The sequence below is a fragment of the Stackebrandtia albiflava genome (assembly GCF_007994225.1).
Classification (GTDB): Bacteria; Actinomycetota; Actinomycetes; order Mycobacteriales; family Micromonosporaceae; genus Stackebrandtia; species Stackebrandtia albiflava.
Map to the genome: position 1 here is coordinate 59,860 of NZ_VLLL01000010.1, position 17,251 is coordinate 77,110.

Here is a 17,251-nt window from a genome sequence, read left to right on the forward strand (position 1 = left end):
CCGCATCCCGCGGCCGTGCCCGCGCACCGGCCACACCACCGGATCCCGGAGCACACGAAGGGTGGGTACGCGGCCCGACCGCGCACCCACCCCCACTCGAATCACGCCTTGTAGGCGATGCCCGCCATCATGATCCGCTGGTACGGTTCCAGTTCGGTCAACTCCGGCACCCTCCGGTCCGGCTCCTCGGGGAACCAGCGCGACACGAAGTCCAGGCCCGGGGGGATGAGCGGTAGACCGAGGAAGTGCTGCTCGATACGTTCCGGCGTGCGCACCCACCCGTTGCCGAGGCTCTCCAGGCCGGCGCGTTCGATCGCCTTCTGGTGCGGCTCGCCGGTGTCACCGAAGTCGGTGATGAACAGGTAGCTGCCGGGCGCGGTGGCGTCCATCAGGGTCCGGACCCACTCGTCCGGCTGCTCGTCGTCGTGGAAGTGCATGTGGAGTCCGACGACCATCAACGCCATCGGGCGGTCGAAGTCGAGCACCCGCCGCACCTCGTCGTCGGCCAGGATCTCCTCCGGCCGCCGCAGGTCGGCCGTGATCACCGTCGTGGATTCGTTGGTGGCCAACAGGGCCCGGCCGTGGGCCAAGACGATGGGGTCGTTGTCGACGTACACGACCTTGGCGTCCGGGTTGATCTCCTGGGCGGCCTCATGGGTGTTCTTCACCGTCGGCAGGCCACTGCCGATGTCGAGGAACTGGTCTATACCGGCCTTCCGGGCCAGGTACTGCACGCCGCGGACCAGGCCGGCCCGGTTGTCGAGCGCGACCTTCCCGGCCTCGGGCACGTGCTTGAGGTAGATGTCGGCGCCGACCCGGTCGGCCGCGAAGTTGTCCTTGCCCCCGAGCAAGGCGTCGTACACCCGCGCGATCGTCGGTTGCGAGATGTCGAAGTCCGGTTTGTAGCCCGGGTCGCCTACTGGCGTCGTCCCTTCGGTTGCGGTCATGGCGCACCCTCTTCTAGTAGGGAAGTCGTGACCGACATGGTACGTCACCCGGAGACGTTGCGCCCGACCGGATGCACGGTATTCGGAACGTGCATGCGCACGGCCGCAACCGATGCCGGTCACTCGCACGAGTGGTCGTCCCCAGGCACAACGAGCCGTCCGGCGAATGGTTATGGGCGCACACGATCGACGACACCGGTTCACCGGCGTGCTGTCCTCTATGGTGTGTTCACGGTCGCGGTTCCGTCGCCGCCGCGCGCGACGGTTCACATCGGCACAGGTCGATGCGGACGGTCCTCGGTGGTGGACAGCCGTGAGCCGGGCGGCGCCACTCCGGTGCGTACCTCCTCGCCGAGGAAACCGTCGCGGATGTGACCCCGCGCGGCGGGTGCCGTCGCCGTCGATTCGGGTCCGACCACCCGTGTCGACCTCGCCCCTGTCGATCCCGCCTTTCGGGGGCCGTCATCCACAACCGGGCGATTATCCACAGGCGGACCGCCGACGACTCGACAACCCACCATGATCGGAACTACGCTCGAAGTATGGGGCGGAGGTTGGAGGCCCCCATCCGCGCACCGGGAGGACCGCCGGACGCCGCCTCGTGCCGTCCCCGCTCTCCCCACGCGCACCCGCACGCCGCGCGCCGCCGCGTCATGCCGGCGCGATCGACTTTCCGGAACTCGTACGGAATCCGTGCCGTTTCCGTGGCGACCGGCGCCATCCTGGTCTCCGGCGGCCACGAGGCCGTCCCGTACCGACAAGGAGACACGGATGCGGATCGTCCACCGGCTCGGTGACCTGCTGCTCGATCGGGTCCTCATCGGAGTGCCCGCCTCGGCGGGTTGCCCGACCGAGACCTACACCGACTGGGACTGCTACTACGGCAGGATGCGGAAACGCACCTGCACGGTCATGGGTAACTGCACCACGTCCTGTGGTTCGTGGACCCAGACCCCACTCGCCTGCTGATCCACCCACCCGGCGCCGTCGACAACAGCCGGATCCGGTGGGCGGTCGCGCCGCGCGGCGTCCACCGAGGGCGACCACCGATCACACGTATCCACGGCGGTACGTGTACGGACGTCTCGACATCCGTGATCGTCCCGCCACATCTCGAAACCCCGGAAGGAACCACTCATGAGTCTGTTCGAGAAGTTCGGCGACGGCATGCTCGCCCGTCTGGTGCCCACACGCCAGGCGGCGGCCGGCTGTCCGCACGAGACCTACTACGAGTACCGGTGCAATCAGGGAAAGCGACAGATCCGGACCTGCACGGTGCTGTTGAACTGCACCTCGTCGTGCGGCACCTGGCGCACCTTCGACCTCTGCTGAGGTGATGCGGCCGTGGGACGTGTCTCCTCGTCCCACGGCCTCCGGCGCTCATCCGGTGGCGTCGTGGTTCTCCTGGTACATGGCGACCAGCACGCCGTGGCGTTGCGGTTCTCCGTCGTCGGAGGACAGTTCCTCGGTGATGCGGTGGAGTTCCTCGCGAAGCCGCCGGGCGTTCTCCGGGCTGAGCCGGACGTGACGCAGGACCAGGAGCGGTTCCTCGGTGGCGCGGCTGAGTTCGGTGGCGACGCCGCCGAGCAGCGCTGCCGTGGCGTCGGTGGCCGACGGTGTCAGGTCGATGCGGGCGGCGGCGCGGCGGTAGTACTGCTCGGTGCCGCCCCGTACTCGCCGGCTCTCGCCCGGAGTCACCAGTCCCGCGTCCTTCAGCACCTTGAGGTGGTGGGCGATGGTGCCTTTTCCGGTGCCGAGCCGGGCGGCCAGTTGACTGAGGGTCGCCGGTTCTCCCAGTTGGAACAGGATCCGTTGCCGCAGCGGGTTTCCCATCGCCTTGTACTGCTCGGGGGTGGTGATCTCCAGGTGACTGTGACTCATTAAGCGTCCAATCTTCTTGACTCTTCCGGCTCTGGCTGCTGTACTGACCGCATGGAGCAGAATCTCATCACGCAGCTGACCGCCGAGGCCGCCGGCCTGATCCGCAAGCACTACGTCTTCCCCGACATCGGGGAACAGGTGGCCCGCGTACTGGAGACCGCCGACTACGGGCAGGCCACCGGGCCCGAAGACCTGGGAAGCCGGGTCACCGCCGACCTCCAGTCGATCAACGGAGACAAGCACCTCCGCCTGAAGTTCCACGCCGAAGAACTGCCGGACCTGCCGAGCGAGGAACTCATGTGGAACCAGCTCCAACGGGAGGCGGCCCGCGACCTCGACGGCATCGCACGCCTGGAACGACTCGACGGCGGTATCGCCCTGCTCGAACTCGGCCCGCTACTGTTCCCGCCGCCGCTCACGGGCGCCGCCGTCTGCGCCGCGATGAACCTCGTGGCGGGCGCACGCGCACTGATCCTCGACCTGCGGAACACCCTCGGAGGTAGCCCCACCGCCGTCGCACTGATCTGCAGTTACCTGTTCGGCGACGAACCCGTGCACATCAACGACTGCTACGACCGCAGCACCGACCGGATCAGCCAGTTCTGGACCCAGCCCTTCGTGCCCGGCCCGAAATTCGGCGGCGACAAGCCGCTGTGGGTGCTGACGAGCGGACGCACGTTCTCCGGGGGAGAGGAACTCGCCTACGACCTCCAGCAACTCGGTCGTGCCGTGATCGCCGGTGAACGCACCGGCGGCGGCGCACACCCCCGCATCGGAATCCGGGTGCATCCGCATCTGGAACTGACCGTGCCGACCGGCCGCTCGATCAACCCGGTATCGGGGACGAACTGGGAGGGGACGGGCGTCGTACCGGACGTCGAGGTCGCCGCCGCCGACGCGGAGGAACTGGCCAAGACCCGGCTGCGCGAGGAGCTGTCACAAGGCGCCGAGGCGGGCACGCCCTGACGCACCGGCCGTGAGGCCGGGGACGACGGCCCCGAAACACCACGCCGGGCGCGGCCTCCCGTTTCGGGGGCCATGCCCGGCGTGAGGACGCTTCCCCGAAACAGGGGGTGTGAAGGGATCGGGCGCCCCGGTGATGGCCCTGGGGATCTCGCGGTGACGACGTCACACGACGTGCGGTGGCCGGTCGTCCGACCGGCCACCATTCGCGCAAGGGCTACGTCACCTCGGCGTAATCCGTGGTCCTTCCGGTCCACCACCGCCACCGCGTCACGGATGGCGTCCGACGGGGCGGGGCGAAGGCGACCGCCGCGACCGGACGGTAATATGGCGCAGCGAGGGGCGGTAGCTCAGCTGGTTAGAGCAGCGGACTCATAACCCGTCGGTCGTGGGTTCGAGCCCCACCCGCCCCACCATGTTTGACCTGCGGTTACACTCATTACAGGGTCTGGATTGGTGTCCGTTTTGTCCGTGGGTGAGCACGTGGTGGGCACATGCTCGTGCATACGTTTCGGTGTTTTTGCGTTTCTGGGCACTATGGACGCTGTCTGGTTGGCGGCGTGGCGGGCCAGTTCCGGGTAGACGTGCTGGTAGGTGTCGCGGGTGAATGCGGCGGTGGCGTGTCCGCATTCTTCTTTGACGATGGTGATGTCGCATCCTGCGGCGAGCATGAGGCTGGCGGCGCCGTGCCGGGTGTCGTGCAATCGTATCGGTGGCAGTGGCATGGCCAGGGCGACGTCGATGGCGCGGTCGGTGACTTTATGGGTGTTGCGGATGCGTTCCCGGGTCCATTCGTCTTGGAGGAAGCGACGGCGGATGGTGGCGTGCCGGGTGAGGAACCGCTCGAACTTCTGCGAGATCCATTCCGGGTCCAAGGCGGCCCCGGTCGGGCCGGTGAACAACCGCCCCGAACCCGCCCAGGCGTCATCCAGTTCCCCTCGACGGTGTTGCTGACGGCGGACGTGTAGGGCCAATACCTCGTTGGAGACGGTGTCGAGGGCGAGGCTGCGTTGGCTGGTGTCGCTCTTGGTGTCGTCCCAGTCCTCATCACCCCAGTCATCGGCCTCCTGTTCGACGCCGGTGTGGGTGTCCAGGATCAGCAGTTGTCCTACTCTGGGATCGAAGTCGTGTTCGGCGATACCGGCGACTTCGGAACGCCGCAACGGTTTGTAGCAGATGAGGTGCCACAGGGCGTAGTGATCGTCGTCGAGGACGAAGTCGAGGAAGTTTCCCGTCTGGGCGGGTGTCCACACCATCACCTTGGCAGGCTTCTTCCCGGTCTCCAACCAGGTCCGGACCCTCGCATCGGTCCACACCAGTGGGCGGCGTTTCCGCGGCTTGGGCAGCTCGACGTACTTGGCCGGATTGTGCCGCAGTTTCTTCTTCCGAATCGCATCATTCAATGCGGACTTTGCGGTGGTGTGAACATGCCGAGCCGTAGCGGCACTGTGGCTGCGTTTGCTGTTGTTCGGTGCCGGGCGGGCTTCCAGCAGCCGCCGCAGTATCGGTGACGGGCGTGCGCCTTCGGCGAGGCGTCCGATCTGGCGCATGGCCTCGAACAGTTCTTCGAAATGCCGGTCCCGCAGATCACACATCCGCACATGCCCCAGCCCAGGCTTCAGGTAGAGCCGGATATGCGAGCGATACCCCCGCAGCGTCGTCGCCGACAAGGTCCGCCGACCCGCCACCCACTCCTCGAGGTAGTCACCGAACAAGTCCCGGCACTGCCCCGCAGCAGCACCGTCAGCGACTTGTCCCATCGCTTCCCTTAGCCCGCTTTCGGCATCGTCCTTTGTTGAGAACGGACCGATACGTTCTTGCCGTCGCTCACCTTTCGATCCTGGTGGCAGGTCGTACCTGCCCCACCAGGTTCCGTGGTCCTTGGACTTTCGTTTCTGGCATTTGGTCCCGTACTGCTTTCCGGTGTCGGGGTTCTGGCACCCGCATCGGCGGAAGACGTAGCCGCTCATGTTTCTCCTTCAAGGGAAGGTCATCTATTCGGCGGCATCAGCGGGGCGTGGCGGGTATAGGTCCAGGAGTCGCCATAGTGCGGCGGTGGGGACCAGGTAGGTGCGTCCGGCGCGTATCACACGGCACGGGAACGTGTCGGTGCGCGCCAGGGTGTATGCCTTGGTACGTCCGATGCCCAGGACACTGCCCGCAGTCACCACATCGATGACCGGCGGCAACGCCAGCACATCGACACACGACCAACCACCCCCATCAGCTCCGGCTGATACCACATCGGACGGTAGCTCTGCGCCGGACGAAGGACGAGTTCGCCCAAGCCGTTCCATGCCAGGATCGGTGTCCGGCCCGGTCGACTCCCTCGGCGGGATCGCGGTCATACCGTCCGCCTTCCGAACACGAGGATGTCTTCGTGGACGATGAGGTGGGCGGGTCGGCCGTTGGCGCGGGCTTGTCGGGTGTTGTGTAGTGCGAAGAAGGTGTGGTGTGGTTCGAGTGTCTGAGTGTGGTGGTTCCAGCGGGCGAGGATCGCGGCGCAGCGTTGGGTGATGGCCAGGCCGGCGGTGGTGGCGGCGTCGACCATCATGGAGGGGAAGTCGACGAGGCGGCCTTGTTCGACCCAGGGGCGTACCGCCAGGACCAGGAGCCCGTCGGGTGCCAGGACTTGGCCGCAGGCGGTGAACACCTCGGTCAGGCCGTCGATGAGTGCGGGTAGGCCGCGGTGGGCCAGTTGCGAGCGGTCGTTCCGGTGTGGCCCGTACCGGTTGGACAGTTTCAGGATGCGGCCTTGCGCGTTCTGCCGGACGCGTCCGTGGGTGAGTTGGCCGTACGGTGGTGAGGTCAGGATCAGCTTCACCCGGCCCACGGCGTCTTGCGGCAGCAGTACGGGTAGTTGTCTGGCGTCGCCGGTGATGACGTCGGACGCGGGTGCGTCGGGGACGCGCTGCCGGGCGAGGTAGAGGTTGGCGGCGGCGGTGCCCGTCCACGCCGGTTCGTACTCGATCCCGATGGCGGGGCGGCCGAGTTCGATGGCTTCGACCAGGGTCGTGCCGATGCCGCACATCGGGTCGACGACGAGGTCGCCGGGCGATGTGTATGCGGCGATGGCGTGTCTGGCGATGTGGGGGAACATCTTCGCGGGATGTTCGATGGACGACCTGGTGTACCGGTGAAGGCGCTGGGTGCGGGGCGAAAGTTGCCCGCACGTCCACACCGTGGTGATGGGCTGTCGTGTCACCGGCCCTCACCTCTGCGGGGTGCCGTACCGGGCGTGGTGAACAGGAAGACGTCGAGGTGGGCGCGCCGGTGTCGTCGTATCGGTGCGGCGATGGCGCGTTGCCAGGCGGAGACGGCGGCGTCCAGTACGGGGGCGCTCGTGGCGATGACGTGTTGAACGTAAGCCATGCCCGCAGACACCGCCTCGCGGATCATCCGGGCATGCGCCGCCGCGTTCCCACCGGCGCAGGCCACCGCCACCACACCGCCGGGCGCTAGCGACGTCCTAGCCGCCGACCAGAACGCCTCGCTCCGTGTCGTGGCCGCGTCGGTGGTCAGAAGCTGCGCAGAGCCGGCCAAGTTGACCAGCCGGGTGGAGAGGTTCTCCGACGTCACCGGCTCCACCCTGCTCAACGCCTGAGCCGAGGTGTCCAGACCCTCCCACGCCGTCCGCGCGGCCTGGACCTCCTGGCGTCGGCACAACAGCACGACCCGGCGGCCGGTGATGGGGACCTGTTTCCAACCGGCACTGAGCGTCGTTACCACCAGGTCGCCGCGCTGCGAGAGGTCACGAACCAATGCCTGCTGCAGCTCGGCGAATCCGAGCGCGTGCGCCCACACCGACAACGGCACATCCACACCGCGCGGAACCCCGGGCCACCTCGCGGCATCCGGCTCGGCAACGGCGAGCAGTCGCTCCACCCGACGGGCACCACGACCCCCACCACGGTCGGGTTCTCCCCCAAAACGATCCGACATCATCACCACGCCGCGCAACACCACGCGACCCTGAGCTAACCGAAGAACCACCACCGGTAACGCCTACACACCATTGACACCCGCGTTACGCGAAGCGACACCACGCCCCCACCGAATTACCACCGGCTACACCCTCGTCCGATAGACCTCGAACGAACTGAGCGGCACCAAAGCGCATCAGGAAACCGAAGCGACTCCACAAGCGAGCGTAGGACCACTGTGGCTGCAGCCCGCTGATTCGTTACAGCTGTAACCTGGACCACACACTGAGGGGTCGACAAGTAGCCAACCGGACAGCCGACGTTGGAACCGGCTGTCTGATGCGTACAAGGGGATGCCATGCCATTTCCAGCCAAGCCGTTGAAGCCCGAGGCCGGGCCGGTGGAGTGGTTTGGTGCCGAGCTTCGACACCACAGGATCAAACTGGGCCTGACCCAGGACGGGCTGGGACAGAAGGTCTACACATCGGGCGCCACCATCGGCAAGATTGAAAAAGCCCAGCGTCGATGTTCATTGGAACTGGCAGAAGCACTGGATGCCGCATTGGCGACGGGTGGAGTCCTTGCACGGGCATGGGTGCTCACTGTTCCTCAACCGGACAAGCGCTGCGCTGAAGCGGACAAGGACTTGCCGTCGAGTCGAAGTTCTGCTGACTCTGACAGGATCACCTTGACGACGGAAGCAAGCGGTACCCCAGGAGCATCAATGCAGCGTCGAACCTTTGCCGCCGCCCTCGGTGCAACGGTGCTGAGCGCGGCGGTCCCGCTGGTGCAGCGCATTGACGATGTATCCACGGCCTGTCTGGACATGGCACGTCACCAAAGCGTCGGTGCTTCGGATGTGGCACGCCTTCATGCAGTACACGACTTGTACCAGTCCCTCGACCATCAGTTCGGGGGCGGAGCGGTCAAGGAGAGCCTTGAGCGTGTCACGCAGGCGGCATCGACCCTTCTCAATCGAACCCACAGTGAGCACGTTCGTCGACCGTTGTTCACTGCGGTCGCCAAACTGCGTCTACTTGCCGGTTGGACCGCCTTCGACATGTGTGACCACTACACCGGTCAGCGTCATTTCGCCGCAGCGGAACGGCTGGCACTAAGCGTGGGGGACTTCAACCTGGTGGCATTCGTTCGCTATCGACAAGCTCGCCAGTTGCAACACCTACAGCACAACCTCGACGCGGCTGAAGTGCTGCGCCATGCTCTAGAGGACCTTCAACCCGAACCGGCCGTACGCGGTACGAGAGCCATGCTTCATGCGACTCTCGCAACTTCCCTGGCGGCGATCGGAAGTGGTGACGCGGCTTGCGCCATGCTGGATCTAGCGAGCGATGAATTCGATGGCTTCTCGTTCGAGTCCGCGCCGGAGTGGTTGGGATGGCGTAGCCGCGGGGAACTGTATGCCCAGTACGGCCGGGTATACCGGGATCTAGCACGCAGCGATTCGCGCTTCGGCCAGCAGGCCGTCGAATGGACTTCGCGAGCCATCGATGGATTCGACGATGGCATGCAACGCAGTAGTCTGCTCAACCAGACGGGATTGGCCTCCGCGTACTTCCTGGCGGGGGAGCCCACGATGGCATTGGGAGTCGCCGAGCGCATTCTTACGGCGCGGGACTCGGTCACGTCCGGCCGGATCGGAGACCGTATCGCCAATCTCCATCGAGATGCCGTCCATTGGAAGGGGACACCCGAAGTGACGGAGTTTCTTCGGCAGGTCGACTCATTGCCGACCAGGGCTGCACGATGACGAATCGCAGGTTCGGCCTGGAGCGGATGAGGGCGGCCCTGGCCGACGTGGTGGCAGAGTTTGGATTGGATGGCGGCGACAGCGAACTGCTCTACCTCGGGAACAACGCCGTATTCTTGCTTCGCCGGGCAGAGGCGGTGGTGCGGATCACTCGGTCCACCACACTCCACGAGCGGGTTCGCAAAGGCGTACGTCTTGCGCGCTGGCTGGAATCGGTGGAAGCGCCGACCGTTCGACTCGCTGACCTGTCACCGCAACCGGTCCAGACGGGCGACCTCCTGGCTACCATATGGAGGTATATCCCCGATTCGGGCGGCATTTCTGTCGAAGACCTCGGGCGAGTATTGCGTCAGTTCCATGCGCTGGACCCCACCGCTGTCGATCTGCCGAGGTGGGACCCGGTGGGAACCGCCCGCAGGCGCATCTCGGACTCCGAGGCGTTGACCGACGAGCATCGCCGGTTCCTGCTGGAATGGTGTGACCGCCTTGAACCTGAAGTCGAGGCCCTTAACGAGTCCACACCACCGCGTCTAATTCACGGTGACGCTCATGTGGGCAACATGCTCCGGGGGCCCGACGGTGAAGTCGTACTTTGCGATTTCGACTCCTCCTGCGTGGGGCCTTCTGGAGCAGACTTGGCCACGCCGGCGACCGCCGAGATCTGGTTCCAGCGCTCAGGAATGCATGCCCGCCTCGCTGCCGCCTATGGACGGGACATCACCTCCGAACCGGACTGGCCGGTCTTGCGGCAGGCACGCGAACTCACCTACATCGCCGGTGGTGCACCCTTGCTGGATAGCAGTCCCGGTATCGCCGAGGAGTTCGCACACCGCATCAACTCGTGGATGAACCGAGACACCAGCAGGCCGTGGACGCCCTGGGCGAGATTGAGCGTTAGCTCGCAGCCTTGATGAGCGCAGGGAGTCGTCGAATGAGTCGCAATCGGCAGTGCGTGACCGACGATCCCGACTTGAACGATGAGCTGATCGAACGGTGGGCCGACGACGACACCCCGCAGGGTTTCGAGCGGTACCTGTACTCACGTGGCATGTACCCACCTGGCTATGACTTTGCGATCGAGTACGACGTCGAGCTGTACTACCCGCCCGGAAGCGACGAAGGCGTCCTCGCATGGAATACCAGCCGATTCGGCGTCCAGGGGGACCAGGCCGACGAGACCAGGATGAACCCGCGCAACTGAGCGACTAGCGAGCTGCAACGGTGGCAGGTCTGTCATTGCCGGGCGCTTCAGTCATCTTGGAGAATCGCCATGGCGGCAGTGTGGCTGAGCAGTGCTTGGACGTGGGCTGGCAGGCCGAGTCGGTTCCAGTGGAAGATGACGTGGTGAGCCATTGTGGCGCGAAGACCTCGATGAAGCTCGCCTGTCGTGGCGGCTTCGGACAGGTCATTACCGGTGTTGTAGAAGGCTGTAGCCCAGCTGGTCAGGTGTGGGAGGCGGAGTGCGGCCGCGCCGGTACGGAGTAGCGACTTCACATCGTGGCTGAGCTTTTCGAGCTGCTGGCCGGTGATGGCGGGGTCAAGCGGCCTCAATTCGGCGACGCGACGCCAGACATCGCCTCGTTCGTACCAGTCCAGGCCGGCACCTTCGTGAAGACTGTTGCACAGCAGGAGGCTGGTTTCCCTGATACCCAGCGCGGCTGCCGGGTGGGAAGGCTGGAGGATGTGTCGGCAGTCGGTGGTGAACAGCCGGTGGGCAATGGCCATACCGGTTCGTCCGCCGAACGCTGCGGTTTCAGGTTCGTAGCGTGTGGCGAACCAAGCGGTGGTATGACCGGTGTTGAGTAGGTTCACCAACGTTTCTTCCAGTCGGATCCTGACGGATTCGGTGTGGGCGGGTGTCGGGGCGATCCGGAAGCGCCAGTGTGGGTGCTTCCTTATGAACCACCAGGCGGTGATGGCTTCAGCGGCCTCCAGCTTCGTCATGATGGGGAGTAGCTCGGAGGTGGCGATCTTGTCGGCCTCAGACCAATCAGCCCATTCGATGTGGGCTTGATACCAGGAGCGGTCTGTGCGGTCGTCGAGCGCGGCAAGGCCGGCGGCGTGATAGGCCTCGGCGGCTGCCGCGAGGTGCTCTTCTGGAATGTTGAGTGAGTCGGCCAGCTGACGAGGATCGGCGCCAGCAGAGAGTCGTTGTATGGCAGAAGCGAGTGCTGACGAAGCTGACGATCGGTTCAGATGAGTAGAAGGCATGCTTCCCATCCCAGCGTCGGTGTGGTGGTGTCGTGGTGAAGACGAGCCAACGCAGCACCTGCGGCTCCGGTCAGCAAGCTGTGCTCCCTCGTCGTTTGCGCTTTCGCGAACTGCTGGGCGAGGTCGGCTGTCAGTTGTTGCAATCGAGGTGAGGCGGAGTCCTTGGCGGCATGGACTGCGGTGAGATAGGCGCCGGCCCATCCGTGGCATATACCGACGTCTCGAAGTTGGTGGGTGTAGCGCTCATGACTGAGACTGGCGATCAACACGCTTTCTGACCACCGCTTCAATGCGATGTCCGAGCGGGCGATTCCCGCGAGTTGAAGAGCACGAGCGATGCCGGGGCTGCCGTAGCACCACGAGGGGCGCGGCGGATGCGAATGCGGGATCGTGTTCTTGTCGCTGGTCCAGTGCGGCCACCAAGTGCCGTCGGCATCGTGGCACGCGGTTTTGCGTAGGTGCGCGGTGATGCGGTCGATGGCGGTGTCGTGCCCATCGACTCGGACACCGATTTGGTACGCCAGGGACAACAGTGCCAGCGGACCTGTGATGCCGTGGGCGATGCCGTTGTTGGCGTGTCCACCCGGTGTCGGCAGGGTGGGATCGGGGTCATGGTCAACCCACCAGCCGGGCATCCACCGCCCGTCGAGACGTATCGGCTGGGTCAAGGCGACCAGGAAACTGAGGATCCGTTCCAAGGCGGTGTCAAAGGGACGGCACGACAGGAGGAGTCTTCCGAGCCCGGTGAGCCCTGTGATCAGATCGTACTCACCGAAGCAGGTGGGGCGTTGTTGCGCGATTCGGGTGAGCCCGTCGTCAACTCGGCGGTGCGCAGACTTGGTGACGTGGGGCAATAGCTCGTTGAGGTGACGCCGGTAGCGTCCGGGGAAGGCCCTGTCGGCCATGTGCAGGAGGAAGGTGACCGCAGGGGCACCGGCGTACAAGCCGGCTGCGGTGCCAGTGCTGATGGGTCTGGCTGTTGTCGCCTGGATCCAACGGTGTGCTGTGGCCCAGTACGCGGGGTTCCGCGATGCGTACTGCACCCAGGCCAGTGCGATTCCTGCGGCACCCTGCCCCAATGACTGTGCCGTGGGGGCCGTCGATTCGCCAGTCGGCACGGGCGGTACATCGCCAGGCATCGCGGTATGCATGGTCTGCTGGACCAGAGGCGGATGACTCATGGGCGTGCCTTATGGAGATTTCGTGCGGCCACAGCGCGGGCGACCCGCTGGATGGCTCGTTCGCGGTTCGCATCGACGCCGATGCCACGGATGACGTGATCATGCAGCAGCGACCTCAGCACCGTGTCGGTTGGCCGACCGACTTCACGGCGGTACTCGGTCAGTGCGTTCCTTCGGGCGTTCCAGGTCTCGCGAAGCCGGGGAAACGCCGATGTGTCATCGGCGATGTGGAACGCCTCGGCTTGTACGACCCGGTCGACGATCACGGATTGGTGCGGAAGTACGTTGAGCAGCCATTGCCAGCCTTCGGGAGCCGACGGGGCCAACGACTCGGCAATGTCTATGAGCGAGACAGCAGTGATGGCGTCGATCGGTGCTTCGGAGGCCAGAGCCCGTATCGCTGCCGCGCTGTCAGCTGTGAGCACGGGTTCGAAGATCGGTTTCGGGCCGTATCGTCCGACGGCTGGTCGGTAGCCGATCAGACGAAGTTCAGCGGCCAGGTCGACTTCGTGCAACCTTGTCGCCCAGTTCGACACAGTGGCGGTGACCTGATGTGCTTGGGCGTTCCTCGCGCGGATGTAGAACCGGAGAAAATGATCGCTATCGGGGCGGGCGTTGTCATGGCACCGCGTAAACCACCAAGCGACCGCATGGCCAGCCACCATTTGTAGAAGGGCAGGGACCTGACTCGTCAGTATCTCGTCGTACCCGCGGTGATGGCCGACGATTTCGGCGCAGACGACGCCGCTGTCGCCGCCGGGTGGGGCCGCCGAGGGTGTGGCGACCGGAACCGTCGCCAGCGTCGGCGGTGAGGTGGACGTACGAAGTGTCGCCACGAATGTGCAAGCCCGGCCGGACCACCCTGATGTCGGTACGGCTTCGGTGAGTTCCAGTTTGCCGTCGCTGGCCAGCCGGGACCGAAGGAGCGACAGATCCGCCTTGGCGTCCAGATCCAGTGGAAGTGCCGTACCTTGGCTGATCATCTCCACGGTTCGGGGAAGTCGCCAGTGCTGCCGCCATCGGGTGAACGCGGTGGCCCAAGCGGTGATGTCGGTGGGAAAGTCCTTGGCGAACATCAGCCACCGTGCCGCTGAAAGGATGGTCCGACCGGTGCGGACTCGGGGCAGGTACGGCAAAGTACGGGCCACACCGTAGTCGAATGGTCCCCACCAAGCCCAGCCGGCGGACGTCACCTCCGCCAAGAACCTCGCCATGGGAGGTGTGTGGACTGCGGCGTCCAACGCGTGAAGGGCATAGGCGAGGACCTGTCGGCCGGTGGAAGCCTGCACAAGGTGCAACTGCGTGGAATCCGCGACCACCGCCAGATCGTCCAACCGGATTGTCTCCACGTCGGAGGGAGGGTGTTCACCAAGCGGTATGACATGTGGAAGGACGACTGGTACTGCTGTGACGTTGCCGTTTCGAGCGCGCCTGGGCGGGAACGACAGCTGTGCGACGATCACATCATCGCGCAGGTATGAGTCGCGGAATTCCCCAGATAGACCCGGTAGGAGTTCGAGGAAGCGACCTGTCAGTGAACTCTGCGGCCGAGGCAGACCGGTGAGATGTAGCCGGAAGCGCCCGGCATCCACTTCCTCAGCCGAATCCGCTGCCACGCTGAACAACGCCTCCACCCGAGGCGGGAACACCATGTCGCAGTGGGTGCCGGTGGCGATTCGGTCGACGTCGGCGTCGGTCAGCACAATCTCTTCGCGCCGATCGAGCATGGCGGATTGCAGTAGATCGAGTACCGCGGCATCTCGGTCGGTTACCACTCGTTGCGCCTTGCGGCGGGGGGCGTCCAGGAAACCGACGGGATATCCGAGCCCGCCGTTACCTACAAGGCCCTGAACACCGACCATCACTCCGGCACCGTAACGTTCGTGGAACCGCTGCAAGTAGTCTCGCCAGGCCACGGTGCCATAGGGCGAAGCCGTCAATCGAATCAGGCGGCCGGCAGCTGTTTCCAACTCACGGACGACCGACGCAGAAAGGGCGATGTCGGCATCCAACGCGACGTGAACCGACTTGCCTGTAACCGCAGAGCATCCTTCCCGAGGTGACGGGGGCGCCGTCATCGCGCGCTTCGCGGTGCTGATCAGGGCGCCACACTGGACGAGCCGGCCGATCAACTCGGTGATGCGATGGCCCTCCGCCTGCGGGAAGCGTTCCTGTATTCCGTCCTTCAACTCGCTGACGGCCACCGGGCGTGCCGACAAGTCGAGAGCGCCTTGTACCGGACCGGTGATTCGGATCTGATTCTGGCTGGTGACCCCACGGTCGATGTCTCGCTCGTTGGCCGACATAGGCACCCAGAGATGACCGTTACGACGTGTCGCGAGGTTGTTCGCGCACACCATCTGAAGTGCCAATGCTGCAGGGTCCCGGTCAAGCTGATCGGCGCTGTGGTGGATCACATCCCAATCGCCGCCGGCACGGACAAGATGGTCGTCACCGAACCGCACCTTCGTCGCGCTCGCCACCTTGACGGAGGCGACCCCGGCGAACAACCCGAACGGTGTGGTGCGGCGCTGCCAACGCAGGACGTAGGCGTACACCGACCGAAGGAGTTTGCACGACGGCGCTACCCGTCCAGCGAGCACATCCTCTATTCGGCTGACGAGGGACGCAGAGGCGGAGCGAAACGCCGCCGGTAGACCCGGTGTCCGCCACAACCGCACCAGCCAGTCGCCTCCCTTGGTCGCCGCTTCTGCCTCGTCGTCGAGAGCGAACTCGGGCATGGGGAGCCCGGCATCGAGCGTTGTGGCGCGTGCGTAGATCGGCCCGGCGTACTCGTAGATCGAAGACATTGGACTCGCTTCTTCACTTCGGTCGGCCTCGGGGTTCCCCGCCACCCCACCGCGGCGGGGAACCCGGTTCGGGGGTCAGAAGGGGTTGTTGGTGGCGCTGTTGCAGGCGCTGGTGGCACAGGTCGAACCACACCCGTCAGAGGTGTCACACCGCAGTTGCGCGATCGGTTCGAGGCTCTCCACCACCGTCAGATTGAGCGTGAAATCGTCGTCGAAACTGATCGACGGTTGAAGATCGGCCAACATGGTGTCGGACATGTGAGTTCTCCTTCAAGTGGGAGGATGGATATCGCTACGTCCAAGACAGGACGACGTTCCGGTGGTGCTTGTGGATCACGTGCCCCTCCGGAAGCTCTGAGGCGGAGTCAGGCCGTGGCCACACGGTGATGGCCGGGTCGACTTTTCCGGGGCGAAGAGCGTTCCACGCTTCGATCTGGTCGACCATCTGCGCGGCGGCGACTCGGGCATTGGATCCGAACGCGCTCGCTCCGAATGCGAACAACCCGTCAGCTCGGCGCCGGGAAACCAGGTAGGCGAATGAGTCACCGGCGACATGGGCCAGTCGGAACCGGTGTTCGTCGTGACCGACGAGCTGCTCGCCCGCCCCCGGAGCAACTGTGAGAAGACAGAAATGTGGCAGTCGGGCCGCCAGGTACAACTCCAGCGAGTCAAAGGACTCACCGGCCCTCGTGGTCACATCGGTCCACTCCACGGCCCGTTCGGTCGCCAGTACACCGTCGAGCGCCGTCATGTCGGCTGGTGTGTTGTCATCATCGAACCGCAAGCCGATGTCTTTGCCCTGAAGAAGGAAGAGCCGTTCCTCGTGGGCATCTCTGCCCTGCATCTGCACGAATCCGCACACCTCGGCCGACGTGGCGGCAAGGTGGCCGTTGTCGGGTATCAAAGCCAGGGAGCGGGTGATACCGCGAAGCCTCAGCGGCACCACGAGCCGGCCGTTGGCCGCCAGGCGCTCGGTCCAGAGCGGCGGAATATCCCAGGCTCCTACGGTGACGATGATGCGATCCCAAGATCCGTCGTCAGGCAGCCAGGACGTCGCATCGGCACAGACCACGTCGACGTTGTGGTCAAAGCCGGCGGACTTCAACATGGCCGCTGCACGTGCGGTGACCTCGTCATCGATGTCGATGCTCGTGACATGTCCGCTTTCGCCGACCAGCTCGGAGGCGAGCGCGGCGTTGAATCCGCCCGAGCCGATCTCCAGGACACGCATGCCCGGCTCGATCGAAGCCTGTTCGAGCATGAACGCCTGGATCTCAGGTGCCGAGACGGAGCTGATCGCCACACCGTTGGCGTCCCGCTTGGTGATGACGGGATCCCGTGGCGAGTACACCTCGGCCAATGGGTTGTTGGGTGCGAATACGTGCCGTGGAACTGCCCGAAAGGCGTCGGCCACCCGCTCACTTCTCACCGCGTTCAGTTCTCGAAGTTTCGCGATCATCGCCTCGAGGTGTGTGCCGACTGTGGAGGAACCCTGCTGTTCTGCCATGGATGTAGCCTGGACCACACACTCAGCAGGCGACAAGCACCTGAACCGGACAGCGTGTTG

The 17,251-nt window shown here is 65.0% G+C and carries 17 protein-coding genes and 1 tRNA gene; 9 read left to right on the top strand and 9 right to left on the bottom strand.

Annotation, left to right across the window (positions count from 1 at the left end):
• Window positions 1-101: 101 nt before the first annotated feature.
• Complete coding sequence (locus LX16_RS23895) at window positions 102-947, bottom strand: SAM-dependent methyltransferase (protein ID WP_147143775.1); 846 nt, start codon at window positions 945-947, stop codon at window positions 102-104.
• A 771-nt stretch (window positions 948-1,718) separates the two neighbouring features.
• Here LX16_RS23895 and LX16_RS23900 point away from each other — a divergent pair.
• Entirely contained in the window at window positions 1,719-1,916 is a 198-nt protein-coding gene (locus LX16_RS23900; RefSeq protein ID WP_147143778.1) for a hypothetical protein, read from the top strand.
• A gap of 168 nt (window positions 1,917-2,084) precedes the next feature.
• Window positions 2,085-2,279 (top strand): hypothetical protein, encoded by a 195-nt coding sequence (locus tag LX16_RS23905; RefSeq protein WP_147143782.1) that lies wholly within the window; start codon window positions 2,085-2,087, stop codon window positions 2,277-2,279.
• A 48-nt stretch (window positions 2,280-2,327) separates the two neighbouring features.
• On the opposite strand, the gene LX16_RS23910 is transcribed toward LX16_RS23905, so the two are convergent.
• On the bottom strand, window positions 2,328-2,828 hold the full coding sequence (locus LX16_RS23910; protein WP_147143785.1) for an ArsR/SmtB family transcription factor: 501 nt from the start codon (window positions 2,826-2,828) through the stop codon (window positions 2,328-2,330).
• Between the two features lie 51 nt (window positions 2,829-2,879).
• Between LX16_RS23910 and LX16_RS23915 the strand changes: the two genes are divergently transcribed.
• The 4 genes from LX16_RS23915 (at window position 2,880) to LX16_RS23930 (ending at window position 5,302) form a co-directional block, all read left to right on the top strand.
• Window positions 2,880-3,794, top strand: coding sequence for a S41 family peptidase (locus LX16_RS23915; protein ID WP_147143787.1), 915 nt, complete (start codon window positions 2,880-2,882; stop codon window positions 3,792-3,794).
• A gap of 336 nt (window positions 3,795-4,130) precedes the next feature.
• Window positions 4,131-4,207 (top strand) — tRNA-Ile (locus LX16_RS23920).
• Between the two features lie 144 nt (window positions 4,208-4,351).
• Window positions 4,352-4,759, top strand: coding sequence for a hypothetical protein (locus LX16_RS23925; protein ID WP_147143789.1), 408 nt, complete (start codon window positions 4,352-4,354; stop codon window positions 4,757-4,759).
• Between the two features lie 42 nt (window positions 4,760-4,801).
• On the top strand, window positions 4,802-5,302 hold the full coding sequence (locus LX16_RS23930; protein WP_147143792.1) for a hypothetical protein: 501 nt from the start codon (window positions 4,802-4,804) through the stop codon (window positions 5,300-5,302).
• A gap of 833 nt (window positions 5,303-6,135) precedes the next feature.
• Here LX16_RS23930 and LX16_RS23945 read toward each other — a convergent pair.
• Both LX16_RS23945 and LX16_RS23950 read right to left on the bottom strand, forming a co-directional pair.
• A complete protein-coding gene (locus LX16_RS23945; RefSeq protein WP_147143796.1) occupies window positions 6,136-6,996 on the bottom strand; it encodes a TRM11 family SAM-dependent methyltransferase in 861 nt (286 codons plus the stop codon).
• Window positions 6,993-7,676 (bottom strand): hypothetical protein, encoded by a 684-nt coding sequence (locus LX16_RS23950; protein WP_147143799.1) that lies wholly within the window; start codon window positions 7,674-7,676, stop codon window positions 6,993-6,995. The genes LX16_RS23945 and LX16_RS23950 overlap by 4 nt, the downstream gene beginning before the upstream one ends.
• 396 nt (window positions 7,677-8,072) lie before the next feature.
• Here LX16_RS23950 and LX16_RS23955 point away from each other — a divergent pair, with 396 nt between their 5' ends.
• The 3 genes from LX16_RS23955 to LX16_RS23965 are packed head-to-tail and all read left to right on the top strand — an operon-like array spanning window position 8,073 to window position 10,683.
• Window positions 8,073-9,482, top strand: a complete 1,410-nt coding sequence (locus LX16_RS23955; RefSeq protein WP_147143803.1) for a helix-turn-helix domain-containing protein — start codon at window positions 8,073-8,075, stop codon at window positions 9,480-9,482.
• A complete protein-coding gene (locus LX16_RS23960) occupies window positions 9,479-10,393 on the top strand; it encodes a phosphotransferase enzyme family protein (protein ID WP_211354740.1) in 915 nt (304 codons plus the stop codon). The genes LX16_RS23955 and LX16_RS23960 overlap by 4 nt, the downstream gene beginning before the upstream one ends.
• A 59-nt stretch (window positions 10,394-10,452) precedes the next feature.
• Window positions 10,453-10,683 carry a hypothetical protein gene (locus tag LX16_RS23965; RefSeq protein ID WP_147143806.1) on the top strand — a complete coding sequence of 77 codons (231 nt, stop codon included), beginning with the start codon at window positions 10,453-10,455 and terminating at the stop codon, window positions 10,681-10,683.
• Window positions 10,684-10,730: 47 nt separating this feature from the next.
• On the opposite strand, the gene LX16_RS23970 is transcribed toward LX16_RS23965, so the two are convergent.
• The 5 genes from LX16_RS23970 to fxlM all read right to left on the bottom strand — a co-directional run bounded on the left by LX16_RS23970 (window position 10,731) and on the right by fxlM (window position 17,191).
• Window positions 10,731-11,693 carry a thiopeptide-type bacteriocin biosynthesis protein gene (locus LX16_RS23970; protein WP_158645719.1) on the bottom strand — a complete coding sequence of 321 codons (963 nt, stop codon included), beginning with the start codon at window positions 11,691-11,693 and terminating at the stop codon, window positions 10,731-10,733.
• Complete coding sequence (locus LX16_RS23975) at window positions 11,675-12,874, bottom strand: lanthionine synthetase C family protein (protein ID WP_147143811.1); 1,200 nt, start codon at window positions 12,872-12,874, stop codon at window positions 11,675-11,677. Before LX16_RS23975 ends, LX16_RS23970 begins: the two co-directional genes overlap by 19 nt.
• On the bottom strand, window positions 12,871-15,684 hold the full coding sequence (locus tag LX16_RS23980) for a lantibiotic dehydratase (RefSeq protein ID WP_147143814.1): 2,814 nt from the start codon (window positions 15,682-15,684) through the stop codon (window positions 12,871-12,873). Before LX16_RS23980 ends, LX16_RS23975 begins: the two co-directional genes overlap by 4 nt.
• A gap of 75 nt (window positions 15,685-15,759) precedes the next feature.
• Window positions 15,760-15,942, bottom strand: a complete 183-nt coding sequence (locus LX16_RS23985) for an FxLD family lanthipeptide (RefSeq protein ID WP_147143817.1) — start codon at window positions 15,940-15,942, stop codon at window positions 15,760-15,762.
• Window positions 15,943-15,976: 34 nt separating this feature from the next.
• Entirely contained in the window at window positions 15,977-17,191 is a 1,215-nt protein-coding gene (gene fxlM, locus LX16_RS23990) for a methyltransferase, FxLD system (protein ID WP_147143819.1), read from the bottom strand.
• Window positions 17,192-17,251 lie beyond the last annotated feature (60 nt).